The following is a 26,667-nucleotide window of genomic DNA, read 5'->3' as shown; positions in this document are numbered from 1 at the left end:
TTGAATGGACTCACTTCGGGTTAGACGAGCAGGTCGGTTGCTCGGCGAGTTACAGGTCGTCGGCTGCTGCGCCTCGAATCGTCTGGCGCGAGCGAAAGTCAGACACGGCCGCCTTGATCGCGTCCTCGGCAAGAACCGAGCATTGGATCTCGACCGGCGGCAATGGCAGTTCCTCGACGATCTGATGCGTGTACAACGTCCCCGAGCGCATGCTGCGCTCGTGGACGCCGCCGTGCATTTGGCACGCGATCCGCATGCGCGGCCGGAGCTCCGCGTACAGCGCGCCAATGCCTTTGGGGCCGTCGATCTTGTGAGCCGAGAACGACATCAGATCGACCGGCAAAGCGGCGAGATCGATCGGCACCTTGCTGGCGGCCTGCGCGGCACATGTGCGGCAGGATGCCCCGGGCGCGGCAGAGCGCGCCGATTGCGGCGATGTCCTGGATCACGCCCGTCTCGTTGTTGACGAACATCACCGACGCAAGCACGGCGCCCGGCTGGAGCGTTGCTTCGAACACGGCGAGGTCCACGAGACCGCTTTCTTGCACCGGCAACACTGTGATCTCCAAGCCATCGCGATCAAGTTCGAGCATCGCGCCGAGCACCGACTGGTGCTCGGTCGTGAGCGTCACCAGGGGATTGCCTTTGGCGCGATGAAGGTGCGCGGCACCCTTGATCGCGAGGTTATTCGATTCCGTCGCTCCGGAGGTCCAGACAATCTCGTGCGGGTCCCCGTTGACGAGCGAGCTGACCTGCTCGCGGGCCGGTTCCACCGCTTCTTCGCCGACCCAGCCGTAGGCATGCGAACGGCTGGCGGAATTGCCGTACATCTCGGTCCGGTAAGGCAGCATGCGTCTGATCACGCGCGGATCGACCGGCGTGGTGGCGACATGATCCAGATGCACCGGGTTGGCGCCGCGCGGATGCAGGCCGGTACTGACGCGTTGGAAATCCGACATCGCAGGCTCCTGAAAGCGGGTAATGCGACCTTCATGGCAACTTCCATGCCAGTGGATTTTCACGCTGTAGTGGCCTCTTTCAGCTGGGCCGCTGTTGTTTCGCTGTTGTTTTTGTGTCGATGCGCCCGACGAGCGAAGATTGCCGCCGTTCCTTTTGTCTGATTTGTCGTTACGCGCGCGGGATTCACATGTGTCTTTGCATCGATCGTGCGCCTTGCGCTGGTACATCGAAAGCGCGCAGCGCACGAAGGGGAAGATAATGGTGAACATTCAGGCAAGCGTTGCCCGGCAAGCGCTGGACGGCGTCTACGAGGTGAGAAGACGCTGGTTTCGTCGGTCGATGTGGCGAAAGCCTTCCGCGAGTCCCTGAACTATCTTGTGCAGACGATGGAGTGGCGGCGCGCCTTCGTGGTGCTGGCCGAACCGGACGGGCAACTGCGCGGCCTGAGCGCTACGGGTCTTTCGCGTGACGAGCAGCAGCGTCTTCAGTTCCTGCCCGGCGAAGGCACCGGCGGCCGCGCGCGAAGGAGCGGCATTGGGGTGATCGTGCCCAACGTGAACGATGAACCGGCTCTACTGTTTGCATGGGTGGCGCGGACCAGATACCGGGGCGTGCATCGCCATGCTCGCGACGCCAATCCACGCCGACCGGCGCACTCTCGGCGTGCTCGCTGTCGATTGCGTGAACCCCGATGCAAGCCGGCTGTTTGCCGACGACCTGCATCCGGTGATGATTGTCGCGACCCTGACGGGGCAGGCGTTGCTACTCCAGCGCAGCGTATGAGCGGCGCACGACAGCATGCAGGATGACGTCGGGCGCATGCGAAAGGCGATCAAGCCCACTTAACAGATCGATCAGGTGTCGGTGTGTCGGCGGCGATGCAGGCGGTGTTCGCTCAGGGGCGGACGACCACACGTTCGCGACATCGCAAGCCGGGGAAGCCAGGGGGTGAACGCGAACGATTGATCTGGGCGATGGAACGCTGCGGCTCGGTCCAGGAAGGCGGCGCGCTTGCTGGGGATCACACCCCGGCAGATGGGCTATGCGCTGCATAAATGCTCTGTTGAGGTTCGCCGAATCTGGCCAGGATAGAGAATGCTTCGCCTGCCCAGTTTGTGCGGGTCCATCTCGCTGGTTCAGAACATGCTGTCCGGGTCGTGTGAGATTTGTCGCAACACCGACACGACGCAACGAAATTGTAGGGATACGTCGCGCGCCGGGATCAAACAGAACTGCGAAATATATCCTAACTCGTTGATTCCTGGCGTTCTTGTCGAGTGGCATGGATCTGGCTCTATGGCTTGCGCGCGGCCGCCGTTGGTTGCGAGGAGATATCCATGCAAGCGAGTTCAAATGCGAGCGACTTGGCCGCAACCGCCTATATCAGCATCGGGCAGATTAAACCTCTCGGCGCGAAGAGCGAAGACCCGTCCACCGGTGGCGGCTGCGGCACGCACGGTGGCGAGGGTAAGGCCAGTTGCGGCGCGCCGGGTAGTCTCGACGACTTGCCGCCGGACATCTGGGAGAAGGTCAAGAATCACCCGTGCTACTCGGAAGAAGCCCATCATCACTATGCGCGCATGCATGTGGCGGTGGCGCCGGCTTGCAACGTCCAGTGCAACTACTGCAACCGCAAATACGACTGCGCGAACGAGTCGCGTCCCGGCGTGGTCTCTCAGAAGCTAACGCCGCAACAGGCAGTGAAGAAGGTCGTGGCCATCGCAAGCGAGATTCCCCAGATGACGGTGCTTGGCATCGCCGGTCCCGGTGATTCGCTGGCGAGCCCGAAGAAGACCTTCGAGACGTTCCGGATGCTGCAGGAACAGGCGCCGGACATCAAGCTGTGCCTGTCGACCAATGGCTTGGCGTTGCCCGACCTCGTGGACGAAATCTGCAAGTACAACATCGACCACGTGACAATTACCATCAACATGGTCGACCCGGCGGTGGGCGAGAAAATCTATCCGTGGATTTTCTGGAAGCACAAGCGCGTGATCGGTTACGAAGCAGCCCGCATCCTTCATGACCGGCAGATGAAGGGTCTCGAGATGCTCACCGCACGCGGCGTGCTGACCAAGATCAACTCGGTGCTGATTCCAGGCATCAACGAGGAGCACCTGATCGAGGTCAACCGCGACGTCAAGAAACGCGGCGCGTTCCTGCATAACATCATGCCGCTGATCTCGGAGCCCGAGCACGGCACTCACTTTGGCCTGAGCGGCCAGCGCGGACCGACTGCGCAGGAACTCAAGGCCGTGCAGGACGCCTGCATGGGCGGCGCCAACCTGATGCGTCATTGCCGCCAGTGCCGCGCGGATGCGGTTGGCCTGCTGGGCGAGGACCGCAGCGAGGATTTCACGCTCGACAAGATCGAGCAGATGGAAGTGGTCTACGACCTCGACCGCCGCCGTGAATATCAGCAGCGCGTCGAAGCCGAGCGTCAGGCGCAGCACGACGCGAAGCAAGAAGCGCTGGCTGTCTCTCGCGAGATCGACGTCGCCGACGACATGAAGGTGCTGGTCGCGGTCGCAACGAAGGGCGGCGGCCGGGTCAACGAGCACTTCGGCCACGTCACGGAGTTTCAGATCTTCGAGGTCTCGGCAGCCGAAGCGCTGTTCGTCGGCCATCGCCGGGTGGACCTGTATTGCCGGGGCGGTTACGGCGACGACGAGCAACTACCGTCGGTCGTGCGTGCGCTCCACGACTGCCACGCGGTGCTGGTCGCGAAGATCGGCGCCTGCCCGAAAGACGAACTGGCGCAAGCGGGCATCGAGCCGGTCGATCAGTACGTCGGCGAATTTATCGAAAAAGCAGTGCTTGCTTGGTTCAACGACTACCGCAGTCGCATCGCCAGCGGCGCCATCGTGCACCGGGACCGCGGCGATGCTTCGATCCGCCAGGGTGCTTACACGTCGTCAGCCTCAGCGGCGTGACACCCCACCCCCTTCCAGACAGGACAACAGGAGAGCCTCCATGCCTCTGAAGATTATTGCGTCCACCTGTACGGGATGCTCGGCCTGCGAACCGGAATGCCCCAATGTCGCGATCAGCGAGAAAGGCGGCGTGTTCGCGATCGACCCCAAGAAATGCACCGAATGCGAAGGCCACTTCGACGACCCGCAGTGCGTCGCCGTGTGTCCCGTGGACGGCTGCATCGTTCAGGTTTGAGTCTGGCTCGTGGCCGGGCCGGCCATTCATCCATCAGGAGACTACGCATCATGCTGTCCAACGTAACTGTTACGAGCGCCGCCGAGAAGTTCATGCGTCGTATCGTGCGCTTTTCGGGCCTGCCGGCTGGCGCCGGCTTTCGTCTGGTGGTGAGCGCCGGCGGCTGTTCCGGCTATACCGCGAAATTCACCGCCGAGCCGGCGCTGCAACCAGGCGAGCAGGAACTCGACATCAACGGCCTGCGCGTATTCCTGCCGGCTGAGAGCCGGCTGATGCTCGAAGGCATAACGATCGATTTCGCCGACACGCCAACCCAGTCCGGCTTGATCTTCTTCAATCCGAACCAGGCCGCTTGTGGTTGCAGCAGTAGTGCGGAGTCGGCGCCCCCAGGCGTGGCGACCATCGATGTCAGCGCGATTGGCCGCGGGCGGCCGCCGCTGCCGCGTCAGATCACCTGAAGAGGAGCGATGGCGATGGAGTCCGGCGACCGTGCCCTCGACGACGCAATGACCGCGTTTGCGCAGAGCGCGATTGGCGGCGGCTTGCCGTCAGGCGTCAATGCATTGATCGCCGAGGCGGGTCGGTTGCGCGAGCGCCCCGACGAGGCGCTCGCGCTGTTGCAACGCGCCCGCGCCGCCGCGCCGCGCCATCCGGTGCCGTTGATCGCGCTGTACCGTTTTTACTTCTACGGCCATCAATTGGCGCAGGCGCGTGCGATCGGCGAAGACGCGCTGGCGGTCGCCCGTACCGCGCTGGGCTCAAATGTCGGCGACGAACCGCTTGCGGCCGCGATCGTGACCACGCGTTATGACGCGGCTGCGCGTTTTTATCTGTTCACTCTGAAAGGCCTCGTGTACCTCAACATGCGTCTCGGCGACTTTGAAGAAGCGCGCACGCTACTGCGCGAATTGCGCCGGCTCGATCCCGAAGACCGGGTGGGGGGCGCGCTGCTTTCGCATGTCTTGGATCGTCATGAGACCGGCGCCGGGTCCCACGATGCAATGGATGCGCTGAGTGCGTATCCGACGCGCGGCTGGATGGGGACCCAACCATGAGCGTAGAGAACGTGCGCGTACCAGGCGGCGACATTGCACCGCGCCACTGGCAGGGCGGCCCGCTCGACTGCGCCGGCTGCGGGTACGTGCGGTTCCGCGAGTTGCCGGCAGAGCACGGTTGCGGGCCAGGTCACGCGTGCATGCAGGATGCGTACGCGCGCCGCATTGAGCGCTTCTTTCACTGGCATCCTGAACTGGCCAACAAGCAGCTTGCGCATCCGTACTTCGAGGTGCGCGCAATCGCCGCGAGTCACACCGATGTGTTTTGTCTGCCCGCATTGCTCGGCGACCCGGACGAGATGGTCCGGCTGCAGCTCGCGTTGCGATTGCCGCAGGCGCAACTGGCGCGCTTGATCTACGATCCGCATCGCGAGGTGCGGATTCGCGTGGCGCAGCGCGTGTCGCCTGCTGCATTGGTCGGCATGCGGGGCGATTCCGACTACGGCATGCGCAAGTGGGTGGTGCAGCGTCTGCCGCTCGCGCTGCTGCCGCAGATGATCGGCGACGCTGATCGCGTAGTCCGGATGCGACTGGCCGAGCGTCTTGATATGCCCGCGCTGCTGCGTATTGCCGACGACAGCGAGGCCGAGGTACGCCGCATCGTCGCTGAGCGTCTGCCCGCGACGCTGCTATCGCGCCTCGCGTTCGATCCCGATTGGCGAGTGCGCTGGGAAGTCGCGCGGCGCGGCGCTGGCGAAATCGTGGCGTCGCTGGTGGATGACGTTGACGAAGTGGTGCGCGCGCCTCGCGCGGAAGCGCCGGCAGCGGGCGAGGTCGCGAACCTGATGACCACCGGACAGACGCAACGATCAGCAGGAGTGAAGCATGGCTGACATCAACCGCGACGACGACCTGATCGAGGTCGCGTTTCCTCCGCGCTTCAACTACGGCGAGCGCGTGATCGCACGCTCGGTGATCCGCAACGACGGTACGTACAACGGCAAGGACATCGGCGAAGTGCTGGTGAACAAGGGCGAGTTCGGCTACGTCACCAGCATCGACACCTTCCTTCAGCGGTTCTATATCTACGCGGTGGATTTCGTCGAGAGCGGCCACCGTGTCGGCATGCGCGCGAAAGAGCTATGCACGCTGGACAACCTGCCGGACGACGTGCTGCAAGGCTTCGGCGAGCGGGCCGAAGCGCTGCACAAGATCGGCACGCGGGTCCAGCCGGAAACGTCGCAACCGCAGGAGCCGTCAGCATGAGTATCGAACCGGTTCAGCCTGCTTATCAGTGGGGCATGCGCGTGATCGCGCTGGATGACCTGTGCAACGACGGCAGCTTTCCGGAGCGCGGCCAGGACGATTGTCTGGCCGAGGCGGGTACGGTCGGCGAAATCGTCAACGTCGGCCAGGTGGTTGAGAGCGGCGAGCCGGTCTATCTGGTGGAGTTCGGCAACTGTGTCGTCGGATGCAAGGAGAATGAAATCGCGCCCGCGCCCGCCGGCCTGCTACCCGAAGAAGGAGCCATGTCATGACGGTTCAGGCGAGCGCGCCAGAAGCGGCGCCGCCGCGCGACGGTTTGCGCGCGGGCCGCCCGTTCGACCTGACCCAGCGCCAGATCGAGCAAGCGTTGCGCGAGCGTACCCGCTACCGCTATGTGGTGCCGCGCGTGCTGCGCGATGGGCAGGGGTTCCGTGTCGAGAGCCCGTGCTGCTCCCGCAATGTCGACGCGAATGGCGGGCTCATCGACATAGCCTGGCTCACGCGCGATGAAGACGGTATGTGGCACCTCAGCGCGCGCGATCATGCGTCGCACCGATGGATGCCCCAGCATGAGAGCACCGATCTGGCCGAGCTGCTGGACACGCTGTGCATCGATCGCGAATGCGTGTTCTGGCCGTGAAGCAAACTAACGGAGCGGGCGACGATCTATCTCGACCACAACGCGACCATGCCGCCAGCCTCCGCCGTGGCAGGCGATGCTGTCCATCCTGACGGATGTGTGGGGCAACGCGTCGTCGCAGCATGCCGTCGGGCAGCAGGCGAAGGGCACGCTCGCTGCGGCCCGCGCGACGATCGCGCGAGCGCTCGGTTGCAAGCCCACAGAGTTGATCTTCGCCAGTGGTGCCACCGAAGCCAATCACCTGGCCGTGTGCGGGCTGCACGCGGCGGCGCCGGAGGGCCGGCACCGTGGCGTATTCAGCGCGATCGAACATGCAGCGCACCTGAAGCTGGCGCGTGCGCTGGCTGCACGCGGCGGTGCGGCTGTCGCTCGGCGAAATCACTACGGCGCAGGACATTGAGTACGTGCTCGCCCATCTGCCACCGTTGCTTCGTCCACTGCTGGAGGAAGCAGCGCATTCCGCTTGAACCTGTCATCAATCTCCGGAGTCCGCAACCATGAAAGTCATGATCCGCAAGGACAGCAAGGGCGCGCTGAGCGCCTACGTGCCAAAGAAGGACCTGGAAGAGCCCATTGTCGCGATGGCGCAGCCCGGGATGTGGGGCGGTCTCGTCACGCTCGCGAACGGCTGGCAACTCGAATTGCCCGCGATGGCCGACGATACGCCGCTGCCGATCACGGTCGAAGCCCGGCGCATTGCTGGCGTGGAGGAGTGAGATGAGCCTGAACGCCGAGCAATTGGACTTCGCGGCGGACCTGCTCCGCACGGCACCGACGCTACGCGACGCCGCCGCGCAATGGCACGAACGTTATCCCGAGGTGCGCACAATGCATGTCAGCGCAACGGTGATGCGCGACGAGACAGCAGCGCTTCGGTTCGGTGTGCGCAGTATCTATTTCGCGATGTCGGCCGGGCATTGCAGGTCCATCACGCAGCGGCCTGAAGAGGCCGATGCGTTGATCCTGACCGAGGAGAAGGCGCATGGAAATCGATGAGATCGCGCTGAGCGAACCGGCTTGCGCCGCGCGCGAGATCGATCTCGTCAACGCGGTGCTGCAATCCTCGCGTTGGAGCGACGGGCCGATGCTTGATTCGTTCGAGCGCGCGTTTGCGGGCTGGGTTGGCCGGGAGTATGCGGTCGCGGTCGCGAGCGGCACGATCGCCACCTGGATTGCGTTGCGCGCGATGGGGATCGGCCCGGGAGACGAGGTGGTCTGCGCGTCGCACGCCTGGCATCAGGTGGCGCAGGCGATCACGCTGGCGGGAGCCGTGCCGGTGTTCGCCGACATCGACTACTGGAGCGGTTGTCTGAGCGCCGAAAAAGCCGCGCAGAAGATCGGCCCTCGCACGCGCGCGATCCTCGCCGGCAACACCAACGGCCACCCGGCCGCGTGGGCGCTGCTGCGCGAACTGGCCGACGCGCAGCGCTTGCGGCTGATCGAAGACAGTACTGAGGCGTTGGGCTCGCGCTACCGGGGCCGCAACGTGGGCTGTTTCGGCGACGTATCTGTGTTCGACTTCTCCAGCCCGTCCGCGCTGTGCACAGGAGCGGGCGGCATGCTTGTCACCGACGATGACGAACTCGTCCATGAACTGCGCTATCTGCGCGAGCGGCGCGTCACGGACCGCGCGTCCGTCTCGGTCGGCTCGTGGGTGCCGCTGCAGGCGGGCATCAGTGATCTGACCGCCGCGCTCGGTCTCGCGCAACTGGCCGAACTCGACACGCGCCTCGCGCAGCGAAAGCAGGTCGAGACCTGGTATCACGAAGAGATGCAAAGCTTCGAAGGGATCAAGCCGGCCTACGTGGCCGAGGACGTCGAAGAAGTGCACTGGATGCTCTATGTTGTGCATTTGGGCAAGCGTTTTACGCAGAGCGCGCGCGCCCAGATGATCGACGACATGAAATCTTGCGGCATTGAGACGGTGGCCTACAGCCATCCGCTGCATCAGCAGTTTCACTACATGAACGCGGGCGATGCGATCGGCCGCAAGAGCGGCCTGTTGCCCGACACCGAGCGCATCGGCGATCGCGCGCTGGCGCTGCCGCTGCACACGCTGCTCGACACCGACCAGGTCAAGTACATCGTCAAGACGCTGAAAGACACCGCGACCAACGTGGGCGCCGGCGCCGCCATTTATCTGTGAGGCGCACTCCATGACCGTTTCAGTCCAGACCATCGCCGAACGCCTGTGTGCGGGCGGCGTCATTCCGTTGTTTCTGGGCTGCCGTTTCGATGACCAGCTCACACGCAGTTTCGCGCGCCAGATCATGAAGCGCTCCTCCGACATGCACTGGGCCGTGCTGCCCGACGAACCGACGCGTATGGAGGCGCGCTTTCTCGAAGAGCAGGGCATCACGTGCATCGCGATGCCGCTGGGCGGGTTCGCCGAAGCGTTGGTGGATGCCTTGCAACCCGCACTGGCCGCGTGAAGCGTGGCCGCTATTCATCGTTCTTCATCCGTAGCCTTTTATCAAGATCGCCATCATGACCACACTGACCGTACTGCCTTCGGGCAAGACCTACGACGTTGCCGCCGGCGCGACCCTGCTGCAGGCACTGCTCGCCGTAGGCGAGAGCATCGAGCACAAGTGCAACGGCAAGGCCGACTGCGGAACTTGCCACCTGTTCGTACAGGAAGGGCGCACGAGCCTGTCGAAGATCCAGCGGCTCGAAAACGACAAGCTCGATAGGCTCGTCGGCATCGGCTCCAAGTTGCGCCTCGCCTGTCAAGCCGTGCTGGCCGCAGAGCCGGTGACCATCGAACTGCTGACTTCGTCTGAGCGGCGAGATGACCGCGGTCGAATCGCTGGTGGTCGACGTGGCCATCGTCGGCGCGGGTCTAGGCGGCCTCGCGCTGGCGCGCGTACTGCATGCGCAGGACGTTTCCGTCGTGGTCATCGAAGCGCGCGAGGGCGGCCGTGCTGACGCAATGTTGCGAAGCCACCGGCCAGACGCTGGGCCTCGTTCCGGCCTGGTTCTGGACCGATGCGGAGCCACCCATCACCGCGCTGCTCGACGAACTCGAACTGGGTATGCCGAGCGTGCGGCAGCACGACCCCGGCGATGCGCGTTGGCTCACCGACCCGAACCGCGAACCGCAGCGGCGCGAGGGGCCGCTTGGGACGCATGCCGGGGCGCGCCGCATCGCAGGCGGGACGGCGCGTCTGGTCGATACGCAGGCTGCCGCGCTTCCGGCAGCCTGCGTGCGGACCGGCAGCGCGTTGCTGATGCTGCGTGACCGCGGCGCCTAGCTTGAACTGCAAACCGGAAGTAGCGCTGCGACACGCGTGCTGCGTGCCCGCCGGGCGGTACTCGCGTTGCCGCAGCGGCTGGTGGCGGCGCAGGTCAGGTTCGATCCGCCGCTGCCCGCGCTGCTTGCTGACGCGCTCGCGGCCACACTGACCCTGCTGAGCGCGGCGCTGGCGTTCAACAACACGTCCTGCGCGTTGTCGAACTTCCCTGACGAGCACCAGCCGGACGCGGCGCTGCTACGTGCGATCGCGCTCGAATTGAACGCGCGTCTCGTGCATGCCTGTCCGGACAACGATCCTGCGGCCGTGCCGGCATGACCCGCAGCGCCGCTATCGAAACCAGCGCGCGGCTGGCGATCATCGAGCGGGCCGGCACGGCGCCGATGATCCTGACCGAAGGCGTGGATCCGGGTAGCGTCGAGATACGGGCAGATGCCCTTCGCGCGTTCCAGCAGGCTGTCGGCGGTGGCCTGATCCAGCGTGCCGGCCATGAAGACGGTGAGACTGAGTGCCATCCCGTAGGCGCCCTCGAGGTTCATATACATCGACAGCGCGATTCCCCGTTCGGCTCAGCGCAGCAGCTTGCGGCGCTCGGCGGCCGAATAGTTGCTAAGGTGCCCTTCGCGCGCCGCCTGACGCCGCGCGCAGGAAATGATCGCGCGGCTCTTGCCGGGCGAGGCCGGCGCGCTGACCTGCTTGTCCAGCGCGGTGCCGCCGCATTGCGGGCAGACGGGCGTGTGGCCGGCGCGCACCAGCGTTTCGAATACGTGGCCGCAGGCCGCGCAGCGGTAGTCGTACAGGGGCATAGTGATCAGATCTCCGTTTCAGGTGGATGGGGCGCAGCGGATCGCCCGTTGGTGCGAGCTGTGGTCCGTCATTGCGGCGCAGCCTTCGTGCGGCATGTCCGGGGCCGGTGCGTGCGCGCCGAGCCCGATCCAGGTGTGCACCAAGGCCACATTGAAGCCGACCATGCGGCGCTCGTCGCATTGCATCAGCAGCCGGCGGATCAGCAGCGGCTCGGCCAGCAACAGCGCCAGCGCGACGTTGGCGTCGATCGTTTCCGGCACCACTTCGCTCGACTTGATGCGCGGTGCCGCGCGGTAGAACCTCTCGCTGACCGGCCGCGGCGCCATGAAGGCCCGCAGCGTGCGGCGATCCAGAGCCAGCTCAGTAGGTTGCGCCCGTCGAGTGTGTGGCCGGCTATGCGCAAAAGGGCTTTCTGGCGCGCATTGCCGGAGCAGCCGGGTTTTCGGGTGAGGTGGGCCATTGTCGGGGTTCTCAGGTTTGACGCAGCAGTTGCAGGCAGTCGAGGCTGGCCGCCATGTCGATGGCAGTGAAATCGTCCTGGTAACGCACAGCCGGATCGGCGCCCAGCCCGAGCAGCGTGCGCACTTAACAACGGAACCGGACACTAGCTGCGCTCGCTAGAAATTCATCCCGACGCCTATTCCCAGTACCAGTGGGTCGATGTCCAGTCGGCCCAATGAACTGCCGCCGACCGAGGCGTCGGTGTGCATCCAGATCTTCTTGATATCCGCGTTGAGAAAGACGGTCTTCGTGATCTGCACGTCGACGCTAGCCTGCACCGGACCGAAGCTGCGGCGTGACACCTGGATGCCTTCGGGGCCCGCGCTCAGGCCGTCGTTGTAGAAGTACGTGTAGTTGACTCCCGCGCCGATATACGGTCGGATCATGCCAGCATGGTTGAAGTGATATTGCAGCAGCAGCGTCGGTGGCAGCAGCCCGCACTTCGAACAAACCGGTAGCGCACAGGCTTGCCACGATCATCACGGCCTTAATCATGTGCTTCATCGCTTTCCCTTGTTGATGTATGCGGGGAATTGTCGACGCGCAAATCAGGGCTGCCCTTGCGTAGGATCAACCGGTCCCGAGCCCGAAGTCAAGATGCGACATCGGGTCACGCGTCGGAACGTCGAGATAGCGGGAGACTTGAGGCTGATGGCATGGACTCCCGCCCCCTTCGGGGCGACACTTACCTCACCAATTCCCGGGAGAACGTCAATGCCTGCACTTACCATTGGCCTGGATGTCGCGAAAAACGTGTTTCAGATTCATGGCGTCGATCGCCATAGCAAAACGGTAATACAGCGGAAACTTCGCCGAGCTGAGGTGTTGAAGTTCTTCGCAAAAGTGGAATCCAGTCTGGTCGGTATCGAGGCCTGTCACGGCTCCCATTTCTGGGCCCGTGAGCTAACCTCGTTGGGACACACGGTCCGCCTGCTGCCGACACAATATGTGAAGCCGTTTCTGCTCGGTGGCAAGAACGACGCGAATGACGCGGCGGCGATTTGCGCGGCAGTGACGCGCTCAGGCATTCACTTCGTTGCGATCAAGAGCGCTGAACAGCAGTCGCTGCAGTCGGTTCATCGCATGCGCCAACGGCTCATCCAGGAGCGGACAGCGAAATCGAATCAGATCCGGAGCATGTTTGCTGAAGAGGGTGTGATCTTCCCGGTCGGACTTCCGCAATTGAGAAAGGGAGTGGTTGAACTCGTCAACAATCCCGATTCCCCCATTACCGCTTTGCTCAGACGGCTTGGCTCGATGTACCTCGAGCAACTGAAGGCACTGCAGCAATGGCTCGACGAACTTGCTGCCGAGATAGCGAGATCTTCAAGAGCAATGAAGCCTGCCAACGGCTCGCTACCGTTCCAGGAATCGGGCCCGTGATCGCGACCGCGCTCGTCAGCAGTGTCGGTGATCCGTCCCAGTTCAGGAACGGCCGGCAGTTTGCGGCCTGGCTGGGGCTGACGCCGAGGCAAAAATCCAGCGGAGGCAAAACCAGGTTAGGCGGTATCACAAAACGCGGCGACACCTATCTGAGAACCCTGCTTGTACAGGGCGCCCGCGCGGTCATGCACTTCGTGAACCGTCGCGACGATCGGCACAGTCGCTGGATCAAGGCTGTGATGCAACGCCGCCACGTGAGCATTGCTGCGATCGCCCTGGCGAACAAGACGGCGCGCATTGCCTGGGCAATATTGACAGGTAACGGCTGCTTCCGAGTTGCGTAACAGGCAACAGATATTGAGTATTGCTTTATTTCTTTCGCGATTGCGCAAGAAGCAGCAAGCATGGCGAACCGGTCGGACCGGCGCTTGCAGATCCTGATATATCCGGCGGCTGCAGTACGAAGCCAGAAGGCCGATGAGGAGCAAGCGCGCAAATTTCCATGATGGCTCGTGCAGCAGCAAGCACATCAGAAGCCGAATGTATGGGCGCAGTCGTGACCTTCAAAGTGCAAACCGATCTTGCTCATAGGCGGGAGTCCATGTACGGACTATTTCCTTCAACCGCATTGACTGGTACCCAAGATGTTTCTCGCACCGGGAGACACCGATTTCGCAGCCATTGCCGGACTGCCTGCAGCCGCCGAACGCCACAGCCATGCGCGATGCTCCGCAGTTGAGATCAATCTGGCGGGTGCGAAAACGCCGCGCGACACGCGTCGTACCCAGTGCCCGACCATTCAGGCTGTACGGCAGATCGTTGGTAATTCGTGCCGCGGCCGAAGCCAGTCAGCTTCCCGAAGAAGCCGTTGTCAAGGCTATCTAACGCACCCGACCCGCCCGGACCTGACGCCTTCCCGTCCTGGATGCCCTTCCGGACGCTCGGCCGCAGGCTCTGCCGTCACCATCAACACAAGCTCGCCGGGGCGTGCCGTCCCGTTGCCCGGTCGCAGGCACGTAATTTCAGGCGGCCGGCTTCGCGAGATTGCGCGCCTGAGCGTAGCGCTATTCCAGAACGAACGTCCGTGTATATCACGAACACGTCCCGCGCCTCGCCTCTCACCTACACAGGACTATCGCGCTCACGACACCTCGTATTGATACAGATCAGCGCTTTCCGGGCTCCATGCAGGACAATCGGGGCAGCCGTGTTCGCCGCGCTGTCCGCGCGGAAGGTTCTGGAGATGGGGATGAACAAACGAATACACCGCGAAGCAGACTATCAGCCGAAGCAGCGCACGCGGATGCGGGAAGCAGCATCCCGAGCGCCTGACAGTCCGGAGATTCCCGCGGAGGTGGTTCGCCACTTCGACCGTTCGGGGCCTCGCTATACCTCATACCCCACCGCAGATCGAGTTCATCCCGGGTTCGAGGAGCGGGCATACGAACGTCAGCTTGCCGCTCGTGCTACTGCCGAGAATAATCCGCCGCTCTCGCTATTCATCTGCCGTTTTGCAGATCACTCTGCTACTTCTGCGCATGCAACAAGGTCATTACGCACGACCATGGCTGCAGCGCTAGATATCTGAGCTACCTCGTTCGTGAGATGGACCTGGTCGCGTCACATCTCGGACCTAACCGGCGAACCGTGCAGCTGCATCTGGGAGGTGGAACGCCGACCTTCTTCCCTGTTGCCGAGCTCGAAGAGCTTGTCCAGCAACTGCAGAACCGCTTCGCGTTCTCGATCGACGCAGAACTTGCCATCGAATTTGATCCGCGAACCGTCAGCAGCAAGACGCTTTCACCACTCGCGCGCCTCGGCTTCAACCGAGCGAGCTTCGGCGTACAGGACTTTGCTACCGACGTTCAGCAGGCCGTCAATCGCATCCAGCCACTCGATGTGGTGGAACGCGCACTCGCGGCGCACGCGATGCGGGATTTCCCTCAATTAACGTCGACCTGATCTACGGTTTGCCGCAGCAGACTGTCGCCAGTTTTGCCCACACATTGGACGAGGTGATCCGGCTGGCGCCCGATCGCGTCGCCCTCTACAACTACGCGCACCTGCCAGACCGCTTCAAGGCCCAGCGATTAATTGACGCAGCCCGATTGCCATCGACCGAGGAGCGCCTGCGCATATTTATGCTCTCGGCCCAGCGCTTTCTCGATGCCCGATACATCTATATCGGTCTCGACCATTTCGCCAGACCCGACGACGAGCTGAGCATTGCGTTGCGCAACGGTAGCCTCCATCGCAATTTCCAAGGCTACACGACGTACGCGGAGTGCGATCTGGTCGGCTTCGGTGTGTCGGCCATCGGCAAGATCGGCAGCGCTTACAGTCAGTCGACGAGCTCGTTGCAAAGCTACTACCGATCACTCGATGAAGGCTGGTTGCCGGTCGAACGCGGAATTGCCCTATCGCCTGACGATGCGTTGCGTCGGGAGGTGATCATGACGCTCATGTGCAGCGTGCCGCTGAATTTCGCGGCGATCTCGCTAGGGCATCAGATCGACTTCGTCCGCCATTTCTCAAGTGAGCTTACCGCCCTGGAACCATACCGGGAGGCGGGACTGGTGAGCATCGATGGAAACGCCATCTCGATTCCCCCAAAAGGCCGGTTCTTCGTGCGCGCAGTGGCATGGTGTTCGACGGTTATCTTGAGCGCCCCTCGAGCGCGTCCTGGTCAAAACTGATCTAGCGGCACGACCGCCGGTGGCTGGCGCAAACAACGCGACGAGACGTGTTCGTCGAACTCCGAAATAGCAACGCCAAGGTGGGTATTCGCTGATCCGGATCAGATTGTCCCGCACATCGCGAATGCTGCGAGTGTTGCATTACCCGCAAACCGTACCGTCAGCAAGGTGTTCCCCTGTTCACACGGGCGCCGTAAAGTCTGTCCTTCGTTCCGCGCCACGTGCCCGTTACGACCCTCGATTGCCAGATCGAGGCGCTCGCAGCCTGGCTCTGCTTCAGTTCAGCCATGAAGACATGGGCGATCGCCTGATTTAGCCCGCGCGCTGCGTCAGTGCACCGCACCCCGCCGCTTTGTTCGTCCTTGATCGACATCAATCACAAAGCTGGCCGGTTGTCGGACCATGATGCTGCGAGTGTGATGCCGCATGCGTCAAGCCAGCTTCAGGTCAAAAGTGCCCCAACCCGGACTTAACCACTATGACAGACAGAAAAGCCTTAAGGAAACGGTCGATAGCCATCGTCGCAACATTGAGCGCCTGCCTATCGGGATGTGATCTGACTGTGCTTGATCCAAAAGGGAGCGTCGGCGCGGCCGAGAAGTCGCTGATCGCCACCGCCACGTGGGCGATGCTGACGGTCGTGATCCCGGTGATCCTGCTGACGCTGTTCTTCGCGTGGCGCTACCGTGCGTCGAACCGTCACGCGGTCTATGCACCCAAATGGGCGCACTCGACGGCGATCGAGATCGTCGTCTGGACGATCCCCGCCCTGATCATCCTGTACCTCAGTATCCTGACGTGGCGCACCACGCATGAGCTCGACCCGTACCGGCCGCTGCAGTCGAGCGCGAAGCCGATCGACGTCGAGGTGGTCGCGCTCGACTGGAAGTGGCTCTTCATCTACCCGGACCTCGGCATTGCGTCGGTGAACCAGCTCGCCGTGCCAGTCGATACGCCGGTGAATTTCCGCATCACGTCGGACTCGGTGATGAACTCATTCTTCATCCCGCAACTCGGCACCCAGGTGTATGCAATGGCCGGCATGCAGACCCGTCTGCACCTGATCGCGGATGCCCCGGGAAATTTCGAAGGCATGTCCGCCAACTTCAGTGGCAAGGGATTCGCCGACATGAAGTTCCGCACGCTCGCGACGAGCGCCACCGACTTCGACGCATGGGTGCGGAAGGCCAAGGCTTCGCCGGACCGCCTGAGCATGGACGAATACGCCGAAGTCGCGAAGCCGAGCGAGAAGCAGTCGGTGCGCTACTTCTCATCGATCGACCAGCACCTGTTCCGCAACATCGTTGCCCGATACAACAACGGCAACGTCACGGCCTTCCGCGACGCCGCCTGTCGCACGCAGACCACGGAGTAAGCCATGTTTGGAAAACTTACGCCCGGCGCGATTCCGTTCGATCAGCCGATCATCATGGGCGCGGCCGCGTTCATGGCGCTCATCGTGCTGGCAGTCATCGTCACGCTCACGAAGCTCGGCCGCTGGAAGTGGCTCTGGACCGAGTGGCTGACAAGCGTCGATCACAAGAAGATCGGCATCATGTACATCATCGTCGCGGTGCTGATGCTCATGCGCGGATTTGTCGACGCCGTAATGATGCGGCTTCAGCTCGCGATCGCGTTTCACGGCCCCGGTTACCTGCCGCCGCACCACTACGACCAGATATTTACCGCGCACGGTGTCATCATGATTTTCTTCATGGCTATGGCGCTGATGGTGGGCCTCTTCAATCTTGTCGTGCCGCTGCAGATCGGCGCGCGCGACGTCGCCTTCCCGTTCCTGAATTCGCTGAGCTTCTGGATGACGGCGATCAGCGCGATCCTGATCAATCTGTCGCTCGTGATCGGCGAGTTCGCGCAGGTCGGCTGGCTCGCGTATCCACCGCTGTCGGAGCTGCAGTTCAGTCCCGGCGTCGGGGTCGACTACTACATCTGGAGTCTGCAGCTCTCCGGCGTCGGTACGCTGATTACCGCGATCAACTTCTTCGTGACGATCGTCAAGCTGCGCGCGCCCGGCATGACGCTGATGAAGATGCCGGTGTTCACGTGGACCGCGTTGTGCTCGAACGTGCTGATCATGGCAACGTTCCCGATCCTAACCGTGACGCTCGCACTGCTCGGCCTCGACCGCTACGCAGGCATGCACTTTTTCACAAATGAGCTCGGCGGAAACGCGATGCTGTACCTGAACCTGATCTGGGCGTGGGGCCACCCGGAGGTGTACATCCTCGTGCTGCCCGCGTTCGGCATCTACTCGGAAGTGATCGCGACCTTCGCGAAGAAACCGCTGTTTGGCTACAGAACGATGGTCTACGCGTCGTGCGCGATCACGGTGCTCGCATTCCTCGTGTGGGCGCACCACTTCTTCACGATGGGTTCCGGCGCGGACGTTAACGCGTTCTTCGGCATTATGACGATGGTCATCGCGATCCCCACGGGCGTGAAAATCTTCAACTGGCTGTTCACGATGTACCGCGGTCGCATCGAGTTCACCGCACCCGTGCTGTGGACGATCGGCTTCATGGTCACGTTCACGATCGGCGGCATGACGGGCGTGATGATGGCGATCCCGGGCGTGGACTTCGTGCTGCACAACAGCCTGTTCCTGATCGCGCACTTTCACAACGCGATCATAGGCGGCGTCGTGTTCGGCTATCTCGCAGGCTTCCATTACTGGTTCCCGAAGGCGTTCGGCTTCAAGCTTAACGAGAAGCTCGGCAAGCGGGCGTTCTGGTGCTGGCTCGTCGGTTTCTACGTGTCGTTCGTGCCGCTCTACGTGCTCGGCTTCATGGGCATGACCCGGCGCCTGAATCACTACGACAATCCGACCTGGCATCCTTGGCTGTTCGTCGCCGCATGCGGCGTGGTGCTGATCGCACTCGGTGTCGTGCACCAGATCGCCCAGGTCGTCGTGAGCGTGATCCATCGCAACGAGCCGGAATACGGCGACCTGACGGGCGACCCGTGGAACGGCCGCACGCTCGAATGGGCCACCGCGTCGCCGCCCGCTGTCTACAACTTCGCGCGCATACCGGTCGTCCACCAGCTCGACGCGTTCGCGCACATGAAGGAAAGCGGCGCAGCAAATGCCGCACTGGCGCATTACGAGGACATCCACCTACCGTCGAACACCGCGGACGGGTTCCTGATCGGCGCATTCAGCCTCGTGCTCGGCTTCGCCGGCGTCTGGCACATCACGTGGCTCGCCGTGCTGGCCTTCGTCGCGATCGTCGCCGCGCTGATCGCGCGTAGCTTCCGCGACGACCATGGCTACGTGATTCCGGCCTCGCGCGTGCGCGAAATCGAAGCACGACGCGGCAGCGCACCCACCCCGGCCGACCTTGAATTACCCGAATCCGCGGAGACCTGATCCATGACGCAATCTGCATTACTCGTCCATCACGGCAGGTCGAGCGCTGACCACGGCCCAACGCCCACCGTGTTCGGCTTCTGGCTGTACCTGATGACCGACTGCATGCTGTTCGCGTCGCTGTTCGCCGTGTTCGCCGTAATGGCGCACCAGTTCGCGGGTGGCGCGTCCGGACGGGACCTGTTCGACATCCCGGGTGTCGCATTTGAAACTGGCGCGCTGCTGCTGAGCAGCACCACCTACGGCTTCGCGATGCTCGGCGCGCAGCGCCAAGGGCGTGGTGCCGTGATCGGCTGGCTCCTCGTGACGTTCGTGCTTGGCGCGCTATTCCTCGCGTTCGAGCTGCGCGAGTTCTCGCACCTGGTCGCCGACGGTGCTGGGCCCAGTCGCAGCGCCTTCCTGTCGTCGTTCTTCACGCTGGTTGGCACCCACGGCCTGCACGTGACAGCCGGCCTCGTCTGGATGGCCGTGCTCGTCGTGCATGTCGTCCGCTCGCCTGAACTGTCCGGTCGCGACCTCACGAGTCTGACATGCCTGAGCCTCTTCTGGCACTTCCTCGACATCGTGTGGATCTGCGTGTTTTCGTTTGTCTATCTCGGGAGCATGCTCTAAATGGTCCATTCACACTCGACGTCCACGACCGCCTCGCGTGGTGACGTCGCCGGTTATATCACCGGTTTCGTGCTTGCCGTGGCGCTGACTGCTGGCTCATTCTCGATCGTCACGCAACGGTTGCTGCCGTCCGGCTCCGCGATTATGGCGCTCGCGTTGCTGGCGTTCGTGCAGATCGTCGTGCAACTGGTGACGTTCCTGCATCTCGACCTGTCGCGCGGCCAGCGCTGGAACGTGCTGGCGTTATGCTACACCGCGCTCGCCGCGCTGTTCCTGATCTTCGGCACGATCTGGGTGATGCACAATGTCAGCATGAACATGATGTCGCGCTGACTCGCCACCAGCGCGAAACTGTCTGGTCATATCATCGCGGACACGGCATGCAGCCGTCGGCCGCGTGCGTAGTGTTGTGCTGCACCGTTCTACCGGTCTTTCTTCATGAACAGTCCGAATCACCTCGTTCCCGCCAATGAGCCATTGCCCCATCGCAAGGTCATCCGCTCGTGGCTGACACCGTTCGCCGAACGCCGCACCGCCTACGCGCTTCTGCTGCTCGTGTTCGACTACGTTTTGCTATTGTGTGCGCTCGCCGCGAGCGTGTTCGCGCACGGGTTCGTGCTGAAGACCGTATTCGGATGCATGGCGGGCTTCGTCATCGGACGGCTCTTCGTCATCGGTCACGACGCATGTCATGAGAGCCTGACCCGGCACCGCACGCTCAACCGCTGGCTGGGCCGGATCGCCTTCCTGCCGTCGCTCACGCCGTACAGCCTGTGGCAAGTGGGTCACAACGTGGTGCATCACGGCTACACGAACCTGAAAGGCGTCGATTTTGTGTGGGCACCGCTGACGATCCAGGAATATCGCGCCTTGAGTGGGCCACGGCGCGCACTGGAACGTATCTATCGCAGCGGCTGGGCGCCCGGTCTCTACTACATGATCGAAATTTGGTGGACGAAGATGTTTTTCCCGTCGCGGGCCGCCATGCCGACGCGGCGCCCCGTGTTCTTCCGTGACTGCACGCTGGTATCGGTGTTCGCACTGCTGTGGATCGGTGCGCTCGCGTGGATCGCTCGCGCGACGCAGCGGGGGGTGGTCCCGTCAATCGCATGCGGGTTCGGGGTGCCGTTCCTGTTCTGGTGCGCGATGGTGGGTTTCGTCGTGTACGCGCACCACACGCATCCGCAAATCCGCTGGTACGACGATCGCGCGAAATGGGGGCGTTCAGATCCGTTCGTATCCACGACGGTGCACTTGACCTTTCGCTGGCGTTTTGGCGCGCTGCTTCATCACATCATGGAGCACACCGCGCATCACGTCGACATGAGTCTCCCTCTATACGGGCTCGTCGGTGCTCAGCGAACCCTCGAAGCGATGCTTCCGGAACGGATCGTCGTGCAGCGGTTTTCGTGGCGTTGGTACTTCGACACCGCACGAGGCTGCAAACTATACGATTTTTCGACTGATCAGTGGACCGATTTCGCTGGTCGCGCGACGCACGTCCCTCTTACTAATTGAATCGGTCGTAAGAAAAATGTCACACCGTACGGCAAAATTCGCCCTGTTATCCTTCTGGCTTTGCAGGGAATCAGTGCAAGCCGTAACGCGTAAAAAAGCCTGCAGGCCAGCACTACCATAAGCCGGGAAGACGATTAATACGAACACTGCGGTTCGCTCGGGGGCCTTCATCTAATCCCGCAACTCGGGGTTCCGTGCTTTCGCTCGGCGTTCGTTACGTGCGGCCACTTCAGGTCGCGTTCAATGCAATTTGAATTTAATAGCGAGGGTAAAAATGCCGGATATCAGCGGAAATGCGACAGCAATTGGCGAGGCAAACACTCAGCAAATGTGTGCTGCCCTGACCGTTCAAACCTATGTAAATAGCGTTCTAGAACAGCCCCAGGTGGATTTTTCTGGCATCGACGGTCTGTCGCAATACCAGACACAAATCAACGACGGGCTCACCACCGCGAAAGGCCATGCGATCTATTATCTGGACACGCTGCAGCCCAGCCTGATCGAAAACATGGCAAACATCGACAACTACTACCAGCTCAACAAAGCACTACCGGCGACGCTGCCGGCAGGCTCGACTGTTGCTGAGTGGACAGCCGCCCTCACGGCGGTGCAGCAGGAGTCGGTGAAATACCAAGGCGCCGCGAACCAGATTGTCACCAACCTCCAGACGCTTGGCGCGAATCTAACGACGGACTCAGCGGACTTCACAACCACCGTTACCAATATGAATAGTGCGGTTGGCGGAGCAGACGGGATTCTCGCCATCATCATAGGGGAACTCAGCAAAGCTCAGGCAGAAATCGACGGCGCAATCGCCGGAATCGTTCTGAGCGGGCTGACTGTCGTAGGCGGCGTATTTGTCATCTGCGTAGGGGCGATCACTGAGTTTGTCACCGCTGGCGCGTCTACCGGTGCAGTGATCGGCGGCGTTGGCATTGTCTTGGCGGGAGTCCTCGGTGAAGCCGGCGCGGCAGCCGGGCTCGTCGCAGCGAATAAGGCGAAGGCGTCGCTGCTCACCGAACAAGCGGACCTGAAGGAAGAGGTAAAGCTCGCTACGGCGATGAGTGGCGGCTACACATCACTTTCTACGCAGGTCAATGGTGCCATTACTGCAGCATCGGCGATGGCAAACGCGTGGGAAAGCATCACATCTGATCTGGGCGACATCATCGCCGATTTGAACAAGGGGATTTCGAGTGCGGACGAGATCCGCACCCTGTTCATAAACGCGGCAAACGGCGAAATCGGGACGCTCCTGGCGGACATCCAGACGGTCAAGGGCCAAATGGCTGGCGTAACCGTGCAATCGGCCGCCGCGCATCAGACCGTAAGCGATCTCATCGCGAAGGTCGCCAATCTGCCCGCCTCAGCAGGAGTGGCGTAACGCGATCCGCCAGCCCGTGCTGCGGCCTCCGTCGGGATTGATTCCAACGGAGGCGGCCCCCTCATACCACAACGAAGGAAAGAGACAACATGGGTCCTTTTTCACAGACTTTGGCCGCCCTGAACAGTAGTGTCTCCAAATTGCGGTCCATCCAAGAATTGCCCGGCGACGCGGTGCCAATTCAGAACTCCGTCTGCAATTCTCTTATCGGCATTCTGAAGGACGCCGCTCCTTTTCAGACGGCCCTGCTCGGCTATACCGGTTCGGCAATCACCGCGCTGAATGGTGCGCTCGCTGACCTTAAAAAAGGTGCAAGTCCGGGCTCGATAGCCAAAACTGTCTCGGACGTCGCTGCCACCATCAGTACGTACCAACAAAGCGCGACATCACTACTCACCCAATCGAACGCTGCCGCGGCTCTCATGTCGTCGTCGTTTACGCAGCTAGCCCACGTCGAAGGCTCTATCCAGAGTCAGATGACGACTTTGCAGGCACAGGAAGGCGCGGCACGGGGCCAATTGGCTGCCGCACAAAAGCGTTACTACTATCTCCTTGCACTGGGGCCATTCGGTCTACCGGGCCTTGCGGCTGCGCTTGGTCTTTATCTCAAATGGAAAAGCGATGCTGCCGCGATTCAGAATCGCATCAACTCGCTATCGAGTCAGATCGGCGTGCTGCAGGGTTTGGTCACGGCGTGCAAGACATTGGCCACCGCCGAGGCCTCCAGCCTTAGCGACCTGACAAATCTGAAGACCGCGATCGATGACACTGCCGCAGACTTCACCGTGATTATTAACGATCTCGATCAGGACCCGTCTCCCTCCGTCGTTGAGCTTCGTTTAACCACGTGTATCGCAATGCTCGGCGTTCTACAGGCCGACGCTTCCTGATAGTTCGAAGCTTTCGCGCTGCTCAATCGGTGGCGGAAGCCACCGATGAGTGGCAACCAGCGTGCCATACTGAACGCATCTCAAGACGTGCCACCGGGGCTCGGGGTGAACATACCGTGTTTACGCCGACCGAAAATTCGGCCACATGTAGGGATCGCGCCGACTGAAAATTGAGCCGGGCAATCAACCTATCCTGCTAGTTTTTCTGGCAGGGTGTTTGGGGATGATCCCGCTGACGATGATTGGCAAGGTGCGGTGGATGTTCCACCGCCAGAACAAGTCGGTACGCGAGATAGCACGTCTCACAAGCCTGTCGCGCAACACGATTAGTAAATATCTGAACATGGATGTTCAGGAGGAGCCGAAGTATCAGCGGCGCTCCCAGCCGACCCGGTTGACGCCGTTTCATGAGGCGCTGGTGCAGGCGCTCAGTGTCGACGCGCGGCGGTCGAAGAAGGAGCGGCGCACCGCCTAGATGCTGTTTCAGGAGATCAAGGCGGGCGGCTACGACGGCTGTTACTCGCGGGTGACCGATTTCATCCGGGGCTGGCGGCAAGGCGAAGGCAAGGCGGTTTCGAAATCGGCGTTTGTGCCGTTGCGATTCGAGCTGGGCGAGGCATTCCAGTTTGATCGGTCCGAGGAAGGACTGGTTGTCGGCGGCATTTACCGCAAGCTGCAGGTGTCGCACATGAAGCTATGTGCGTCGCGGGCGTTCTGGCTGGTTGCCTATCCGAGCCAGGGGCACGAGATGCTGTTCGATGCCCATACGCGCTCGTTCGCGGCCTTCGGCGGGATGGCCCGCCGGGGCATCTACGACAATATGAAAACGGCCGTAGACAAGGTTCACAAAGGCAAGGGTCGCAAAGTAAATCCGCGTTTCGCAGTGACGTGCTCGCACTACCTGTTCGATCCGGACTTCTGCAACGTCGCCAGTGGCTGGGAGAAAGGCGTCGTCGAGAAGAACGTGCAGGACAGCCGTCTGCGCATCTGGATTGAGGCGCGTGCGCAACGCTTCGGCAGTTTCGCTGATCTGAATGCATGGCTGGCGACCCGGTGCCGGTCGTTGTGGGATCAGGTGAAGCACCCGGACTATCGTGACCTGAGCGTCGCCGACGTGTTCGAGCAGGAGCGCGCCCATCTGATGCCGATGCCGACACCGTTTGACGGTTACTGTAAGACTCGCTAACAAAGCCTGTCATCCGAAAGCAGGCAGCAGTTGCAGCCCGAGGTCGGCTGCCATGTCGAGCGCGCTGCGGCCATCCGGTGCGCACAGTTCTGCGTTCGCCCCATGCGCAAGCAGCATCCGCAGGACGTCGAGGCGAGCGCTCGCGGCTGCCTGCATCAGGCATGTGATGTCGTCGTCGTTCACATGGTCGATCGGCGCGCCGGCGTCGATCAGCCGCAGGATGGTCGCGGGGCCGCCGTGCAGGCACGCGAACCAGAGCGCATGGTTGCCGTCGTCATCGAGCGCGTCGGCGCGTGCGCCGAGTGCGAGCAACGCTTCGACGACCGCGTCCTCGCCATGCTGCGCGGCGCGCATCAACGGCGTTTCGCCGTTCACGCAGCGCGAATGGGGATCAGGGAAGCCGTGGTACGCCAGCCAAGTGGAAAGTGCGGCGGGCACGATCGTTTCGAGTTGTGCATCGGGGTTCCGGACAACGCGCGAGGCCAGGCGTTCGCGGACGACGAAAGCAGTGTCGGTGTGCATGATCATGGTCGCGTTCGGGTGCAAGGGAACATCGGTTGGCGCAGCCGCGCGGGCGGCAGCCGCAGGGACCCGCGCCTCAGACGGGCCGGTTCTCGTTGGGGTTGCGCACCGGCCCCATCAATTCAAGTCCTTCGCTGTAGGTGATCGTGTCGAAGGTCACGTCGAACTTGATGGCCGCGTCCGCTACCGCATCCAGCTTGCCGCCTGAGTCCTTTTTCTTCAATTCGTTCTTTTCAAGGTACAGCAGTTCGAGCATCTCGTTGTAGACGGTGGACTCGAGAATCGGCAGCACATAGAACATCGCGCCCTTGTACGGCACCTGATATCGCTTGCTCAGGTCGATGTTGTCGCAAAACAGAAAGTACTTGCCATCCGCCGAGAGTGTGTCGCTGAGCACCTCGGCCACGTCCTTCAGATGCTCGAAGCTCAACAGATACCCGGCGAAGAACGGCAAGTGCTTATGGCCGATCGTCGCGCATGCCATCACCTGATCGCAGGTCAGCTCCGGCGGCCGCGCTTCGTCGGCGAGCTTTGGGGCAAACCGCAGCGCAAGTTCGCCGCGGAAGCCGACCCGGTCGAACCTGTTCGTCAGCCCCTTGAGAACCGGGTTGAGCAGACGGCCTTCATGTTCGAGACGGGCGAACGCGGTGTCGTCGAGCTCTTTGTGCGCGAGTGTTTCGGTCATCACAGATCCTTGGGTTAAACAGCGTTGAAGATGGATTCACGTCTGCGTATTGCGCATCCGGTCGGCGATTTTGAAAAAGGCCTGCATCAGGTCATCGCGTAGCACCGGATCGACACCCGTCTCGTCGAACGCGGCGCGCATGCAAGCTAGCCACGCATCCCGTTCGGCGGTGCCGATCGCGAATGCGGCATGACGCATGCGCAGCCGTGGTTGGCCGCGCTGTGCCGAGTACCGCTTGTCGGCGCCGAGCCATTCGCACAGATACAGCACCAGCACGGCCTTCGTCGAAGACAGGTCCGGGTGATGCATCGCGCGAATGCGCTGCGCGTCGGCCCGCGTATCCATGTGCTGATAGAACGCATCGACCAGGCGGATGACGGCGGTCTCGCCGCCTAGACGGTCGAAGTGCGTCTCGCGCGGCACGGGTCGCGAAGGTTGGGTGGCTGGTGTGTCCATGGCGCGATCAATGCAATAACCGAACCAGGCCGCAACCCGGCGATTGTCCGGCTGCACGCAGGCCAATACGACAGAAATCGCACGACAAACGCGCCCGAATGGTTTCATTGGCGACGAAGTTCGCGTGGTTTGTCGCGAAAGCGACAAGACAGAAGAGGAGTCCGCAAAAGTCCCGAACCAACCGCCGCAGCGCGGCGGGGCGGACGCGTCGCAGTACCGCTGGTGACGTGGCACAGAAGCTGCGTTTGGAGTCCAGCGCGGACACAGGTCCGGCCGATGCGTGACTCGATATAAGAAGACCCATACAGGCACGACAGGCTGACATGGTCGCGGTTACGCAACCCTGGTTTCAACCCTTC

At 62.2% G+C, this 26,667-nt stretch carries 27 protein-coding genes and 8 pseudogenes; 28 read left to right on the top strand and 7 right to left on the bottom strand.

The features are described 5' to 3' along the window. Positions 1-175: 175 nt before the first annotated feature. Positions 176-959 (bottom strand): annotated as a pseudogene (locus tag B0G69_RS38420) (aminotransferase class V-fold PLP-dependent enzyme); the annotation flags it as partial. A 562-nt stretch (positions 960-1,521) separates the two neighbouring features. Here B0G69_RS38420 and B0G69_RS42595 point away from each other — a divergent pair. The 18 genes and pseudogenes from B0G69_RS42595 to B0G69_RS42580 all read left to right on the top strand — a co-directional run bounded on the left by B0G69_RS42595 (position 1,522) and on the right by B0G69_RS42580 (position 10,601). Next, a complete protein-coding gene (locus B0G69_RS42595; RefSeq protein WP_241991729.1) occupies positions 1,522-1,743 on the top strand; it encodes a hypothetical protein in 222 nt (73 codons plus the stop codon). 554 nt (positions 1,744-2,297) lie between these two features. Beyond that, positions 2,298-3,893 (top strand): nitrogenase cofactor biosynthesis protein NifB, encoded by a 1,596-nt coding sequence (gene nifB, locus B0G69_RS38405; protein ID WP_121325270.1) that lies wholly within the window; start codon positions 2,298-2,300, stop codon positions 3,891-3,893. A 40-nt stretch (positions 3,894-3,933) separates the two neighbouring features. Beyond that, positions 3,934-4,128: a 4Fe-4S binding protein gene (locus B0G69_RS38400; protein ID WP_026226294.1), complete on the top strand. Its 195-nt coding sequence runs from the start codon at positions 3,934-3,936 to the stop codon at positions 4,126-4,128. Between the two features lie 50 nt (positions 4,129-4,178). Further along, complete coding sequence (locus B0G69_RS38395; RefSeq protein ID WP_121325269.1) at positions 4,179-4,586, top strand: iron-sulfur cluster assembly accessory protein; 408 nt, start codon at positions 4,179-4,181, stop codon at positions 4,584-4,586. 15 nt (positions 4,587-4,601) lie between these two features. Further along, the gene (locus B0G69_RS38390) at positions 4,602-5,183 is read left to right on the top strand and encodes a hypothetical protein (protein WP_121325268.1); all 582 of its coding nucleotides are present in this window, start codon (positions 4,602-4,604) and stop codon (positions 5,181-5,183) included. Beyond that, positions 5,180-6,016, top strand: coding sequence for a 4Fe4S-binding leucine-rich repeat protein (locus B0G69_RS38385; protein ID WP_121325267.1), 837 nt, complete (start codon positions 5,180-5,182; stop codon positions 6,014-6,016). The genes B0G69_RS38390 and B0G69_RS38385 overlap by 4 nt, the downstream gene beginning before the upstream one ends. Then, positions 6,009-6,389, top strand: coding sequence for a nitrogen fixation protein NifZ (locus B0G69_RS38380; RefSeq protein WP_121325266.1), 381 nt, complete (start codon positions 6,009-6,011; stop codon positions 6,387-6,389). The genes B0G69_RS38385 and B0G69_RS38380 overlap by 8 nt, the downstream gene beginning before the upstream one ends. After that, a complete protein-coding gene (locus B0G69_RS38375) occupies positions 6,386-6,661 on the top strand; it encodes a nitrogen fixation protein NifZ (protein WP_121325265.1) in 276 nt (91 codons plus the stop codon). Before B0G69_RS38380 ends, B0G69_RS38375 begins: the two co-directional genes overlap by 4 nt. After that, positions 6,658-7,029, top strand: a complete 372-nt coding sequence (locus tag B0G69_RS38370; protein WP_121325264.1) for a hypothetical protein — start codon at positions 6,658-6,660, stop codon at positions 7,027-7,029. Before B0G69_RS38375 ends, B0G69_RS38370 begins: the two co-directional genes overlap by 4 nt. A gap of 76 nt (positions 7,030-7,105) precedes the next feature. Next, positions 7,106-7,429, top strand: a complete 324-nt coding sequence (locus tag B0G69_RS38365) for an aminotransferase class V-fold PLP-dependent enzyme (protein ID WP_241991728.1) — start codon at positions 7,106-7,108, stop codon at positions 7,427-7,429. Positions 7,430-7,526: 97 nt separating this feature from the next. Then, the gene (nifT, locus tag B0G69_RS38360) at positions 7,527-7,745 is read left to right on the top strand and encodes a putative nitrogen fixation protein NifT (RefSeq protein WP_007177241.1); all 219 of its coding nucleotides are present in this window, start codon (positions 7,527-7,529) and stop codon (positions 7,743-7,745) included. Between the two features lies 1 nt (position 7,746). Continuing rightward, positions 7,747-8,025 carry a hypothetical protein gene (locus B0G69_RS38355; protein WP_102630868.1) on the top strand — a complete coding sequence of 93 codons (279 nt, stop codon included), beginning with the start codon at positions 7,747-7,749 and terminating at the stop codon, positions 8,023-8,025. Continuing rightward, the gene (locus B0G69_RS38350; protein WP_121325263.1) at positions 8,012-9,175 is read left to right on the top strand and encodes a DegT/DnrJ/EryC1/StrS family aminotransferase; all 1,164 of its coding nucleotides are present in this window, start codon (positions 8,012-8,014) and stop codon (positions 9,173-9,175) included. Before B0G69_RS38355 ends, B0G69_RS38350 begins: the two co-directional genes overlap by 14 nt. A gap of 67 nt (positions 9,176-9,242) precedes the next feature. Then, positions 9,243-9,461: pseudogene (locus B0G69_RS38345) on the top strand (SIR2 family protein); the annotation flags it as partial. Positions 9,462-9,516: 55 nt separating this feature from the next. Beyond that, positions 9,517-9,804 (top strand): annotated as a pseudogene (locus tag B0G69_RS38340) (2Fe-2S iron-sulfur cluster binding domain-containing protein); the annotation flags it as partial. 16 nt (positions 9,805-9,820) lie between these two features. Next, positions 9,821-9,904 (top strand): annotated as a pseudogene (locus B0G69_RS42590) (hypothetical protein); the annotation flags it as partial. Between the two features lie 46 nt (positions 9,905-9,950). After that, positions 9,951-10,283 carry a hypothetical protein gene (locus B0G69_RS42585; protein WP_241991769.1) on the top strand — a complete coding sequence of 111 codons (333 nt, stop codon included), beginning with the start codon at positions 9,951-9,953 and terminating at the stop codon, positions 10,281-10,283. A gap of 36 nt (positions 10,284-10,319) precedes the next feature. Beyond that, entirely contained in the window at positions 10,320-10,601 is a 282-nt protein-coding gene (locus B0G69_RS42580) for a hypothetical protein (protein WP_147440837.1), read from the top strand. Between the two features lie 251 nt (positions 10,602-10,852). Here B0G69_RS42580 and B0G69_RS38325 read toward each other — a convergent pair whose 3' ends face one another. From B0G69_RS38325 to B0G69_RS38315, 3 genes and pseudogenes are all read right to left on the bottom strand, one after another. Further along, complete coding sequence (locus B0G69_RS38325) at positions 10,853-11,089, bottom strand: zinc ribbon domain-containing protein (protein ID WP_121325261.1); 237 nt, start codon at positions 11,087-11,089, stop codon at positions 10,853-10,855. Between the two features lie 18 nt (positions 11,090-11,107). After that, entirely contained in the window at positions 11,108-11,416 is a 309-nt protein-coding gene (locus B0G69_RS38320) for a hypothetical protein (RefSeq protein ID WP_347232545.1), read from the bottom strand. Positions 11,417-11,707: 291 nt separating this feature from the next. Next, positions 11,708-12,028 (bottom strand): annotated as a pseudogene (locus tag B0G69_RS38315) (OmpW family outer membrane protein); the annotation flags it as partial. A 277-nt stretch (positions 12,029-12,305) separates the two neighbouring features. Here B0G69_RS38315 and B0G69_RS38310 point away from each other — a divergent pair. The 10 genes and pseudogenes from B0G69_RS38310 to istA all read left to right on the top strand — a co-directional run. Next, positions 12,306-13,318, top strand: a pseudogene (locus B0G69_RS38310) (IS110 family transposase). Between the two features lie 959 nt (positions 13,319-14,277). Continuing rightward, a pseudogene (hemN, locus tag B0G69_RS38305) lies at positions 14,278-15,675 on the top strand (oxygen-independent coproporphyrinogen III oxidase). Between the two features lie 473 nt (positions 15,676-16,148). Next, positions 16,149-17,045 (top strand): ubiquinol oxidase subunit II, encoded by an 897-nt coding sequence (gene cyoA / locus B0G69_RS38300; RefSeq protein WP_241991727.1) that lies wholly within the window; start codon positions 16,149-16,151, stop codon positions 17,043-17,045. Positions 17,046-17,048: 3 nt separating this feature from the next. Continuing rightward, the gene (gene cyoB, locus B0G69_RS38295; RefSeq protein ID WP_121325259.1) at positions 17,049-19,055 is read left to right on the top strand and encodes a cytochrome o ubiquinol oxidase subunit I; all 2,007 of its coding nucleotides are present in this window, start codon (positions 17,049-17,051) and stop codon (positions 19,053-19,055) included. A gap of 3 nt (positions 19,056-19,058) precedes the next feature. Further along, the gene (gene cyoC, locus B0G69_RS38290) at positions 19,059-19,667 is read left to right on the top strand and encodes a cytochrome o ubiquinol oxidase subunit III (RefSeq protein ID WP_121325258.1); all 609 of its coding nucleotides are present in this window, start codon (positions 19,059-19,061) and stop codon (positions 19,665-19,667) included. Next, entirely contained in the window at positions 19,668-20,000 is a 333-nt protein-coding gene (gene cyoD, locus B0G69_RS38285) for a cytochrome o ubiquinol oxidase subunit IV (RefSeq protein WP_121325257.1), read from the top strand. Positions 20,001-20,105: 105 nt separating this feature from the next. Next, complete coding sequence (locus B0G69_RS38280) at positions 20,106-21,185, top strand: fatty acid desaturase (RefSeq protein WP_241991726.1); 1,080 nt, start codon at positions 20,106-20,108, stop codon at positions 21,183-21,185. A 274-nt stretch (positions 21,186-21,459) separates the two neighbouring features. Beyond that, a complete protein-coding gene (locus B0G69_RS38275) occupies positions 21,460-22,569 on the top strand; it encodes an HBL/NHE enterotoxin family protein (protein WP_121325255.1) in 1,110 nt (369 codons plus the stop codon). 89 nt (positions 22,570-22,658) lie between these two features. Further along, positions 22,659-23,459, top strand: coding sequence for a hypothetical protein (locus B0G69_RS38270; protein WP_121325254.1), 801 nt, complete (start codon positions 22,659-22,661; stop codon positions 23,457-23,459). 232 nt (positions 23,460-23,691) lie between these two features. Further along, positions 23,692-24,636, top strand: a pseudogene (gene istA, locus B0G69_RS38265) (IS21 family transposase); the annotation flags it as partial. Between the two features lie 18 nt (positions 24,637-24,654). Here the strand turns inward: istA and B0G69_RS38260 are convergent. From B0G69_RS38260 to B0G69_RS38250, 3 genes are all read right to left on the bottom strand, one after another. Then, a complete protein-coding gene (locus tag B0G69_RS38260) occupies positions 24,655-25,167 on the bottom strand; it encodes an ankyrin repeat domain-containing protein (RefSeq protein ID WP_241991725.1) in 513 nt (170 codons plus the stop codon). A gap of 76 nt (positions 25,168-25,243) precedes the next feature. Then, the gene (locus tag B0G69_RS38255) at positions 25,244-25,852 is read right to left on the bottom strand and encodes a hypothetical protein (protein WP_121325252.1); all 609 of its coding nucleotides are present in this window, start codon (positions 25,850-25,852) and stop codon (positions 25,244-25,246) included. Between the two features lie 36 nt (positions 25,853-25,888). Beyond that, positions 25,889-26,308 carry a group II truncated hemoglobin gene (locus B0G69_RS38250; RefSeq protein ID WP_116117449.1) on the bottom strand — a complete coding sequence of 140 codons (420 nt, stop codon included), beginning with the start codon at positions 26,306-26,308 and terminating at the stop codon, positions 25,889-25,891. Between the last annotated feature and the right edge of the window lie 359 nt (positions 26,309-26,667).

The organism is Paraburkholderia sp. RAU2J, from assembly GCF_003634845.1.
In the GTDB taxonomy this organism is placed as follows: Bacteria; Pseudomonadota; Gammaproteobacteria; order Burkholderiales; family Burkholderiaceae; genus Paraburkholderia; species Paraburkholderia fynbosensis.
The sequence above is the reverse complement of the archived record's forward strand: the minus strand, read 5'-3'. Positions and strand labels throughout refer to the sequence as shown.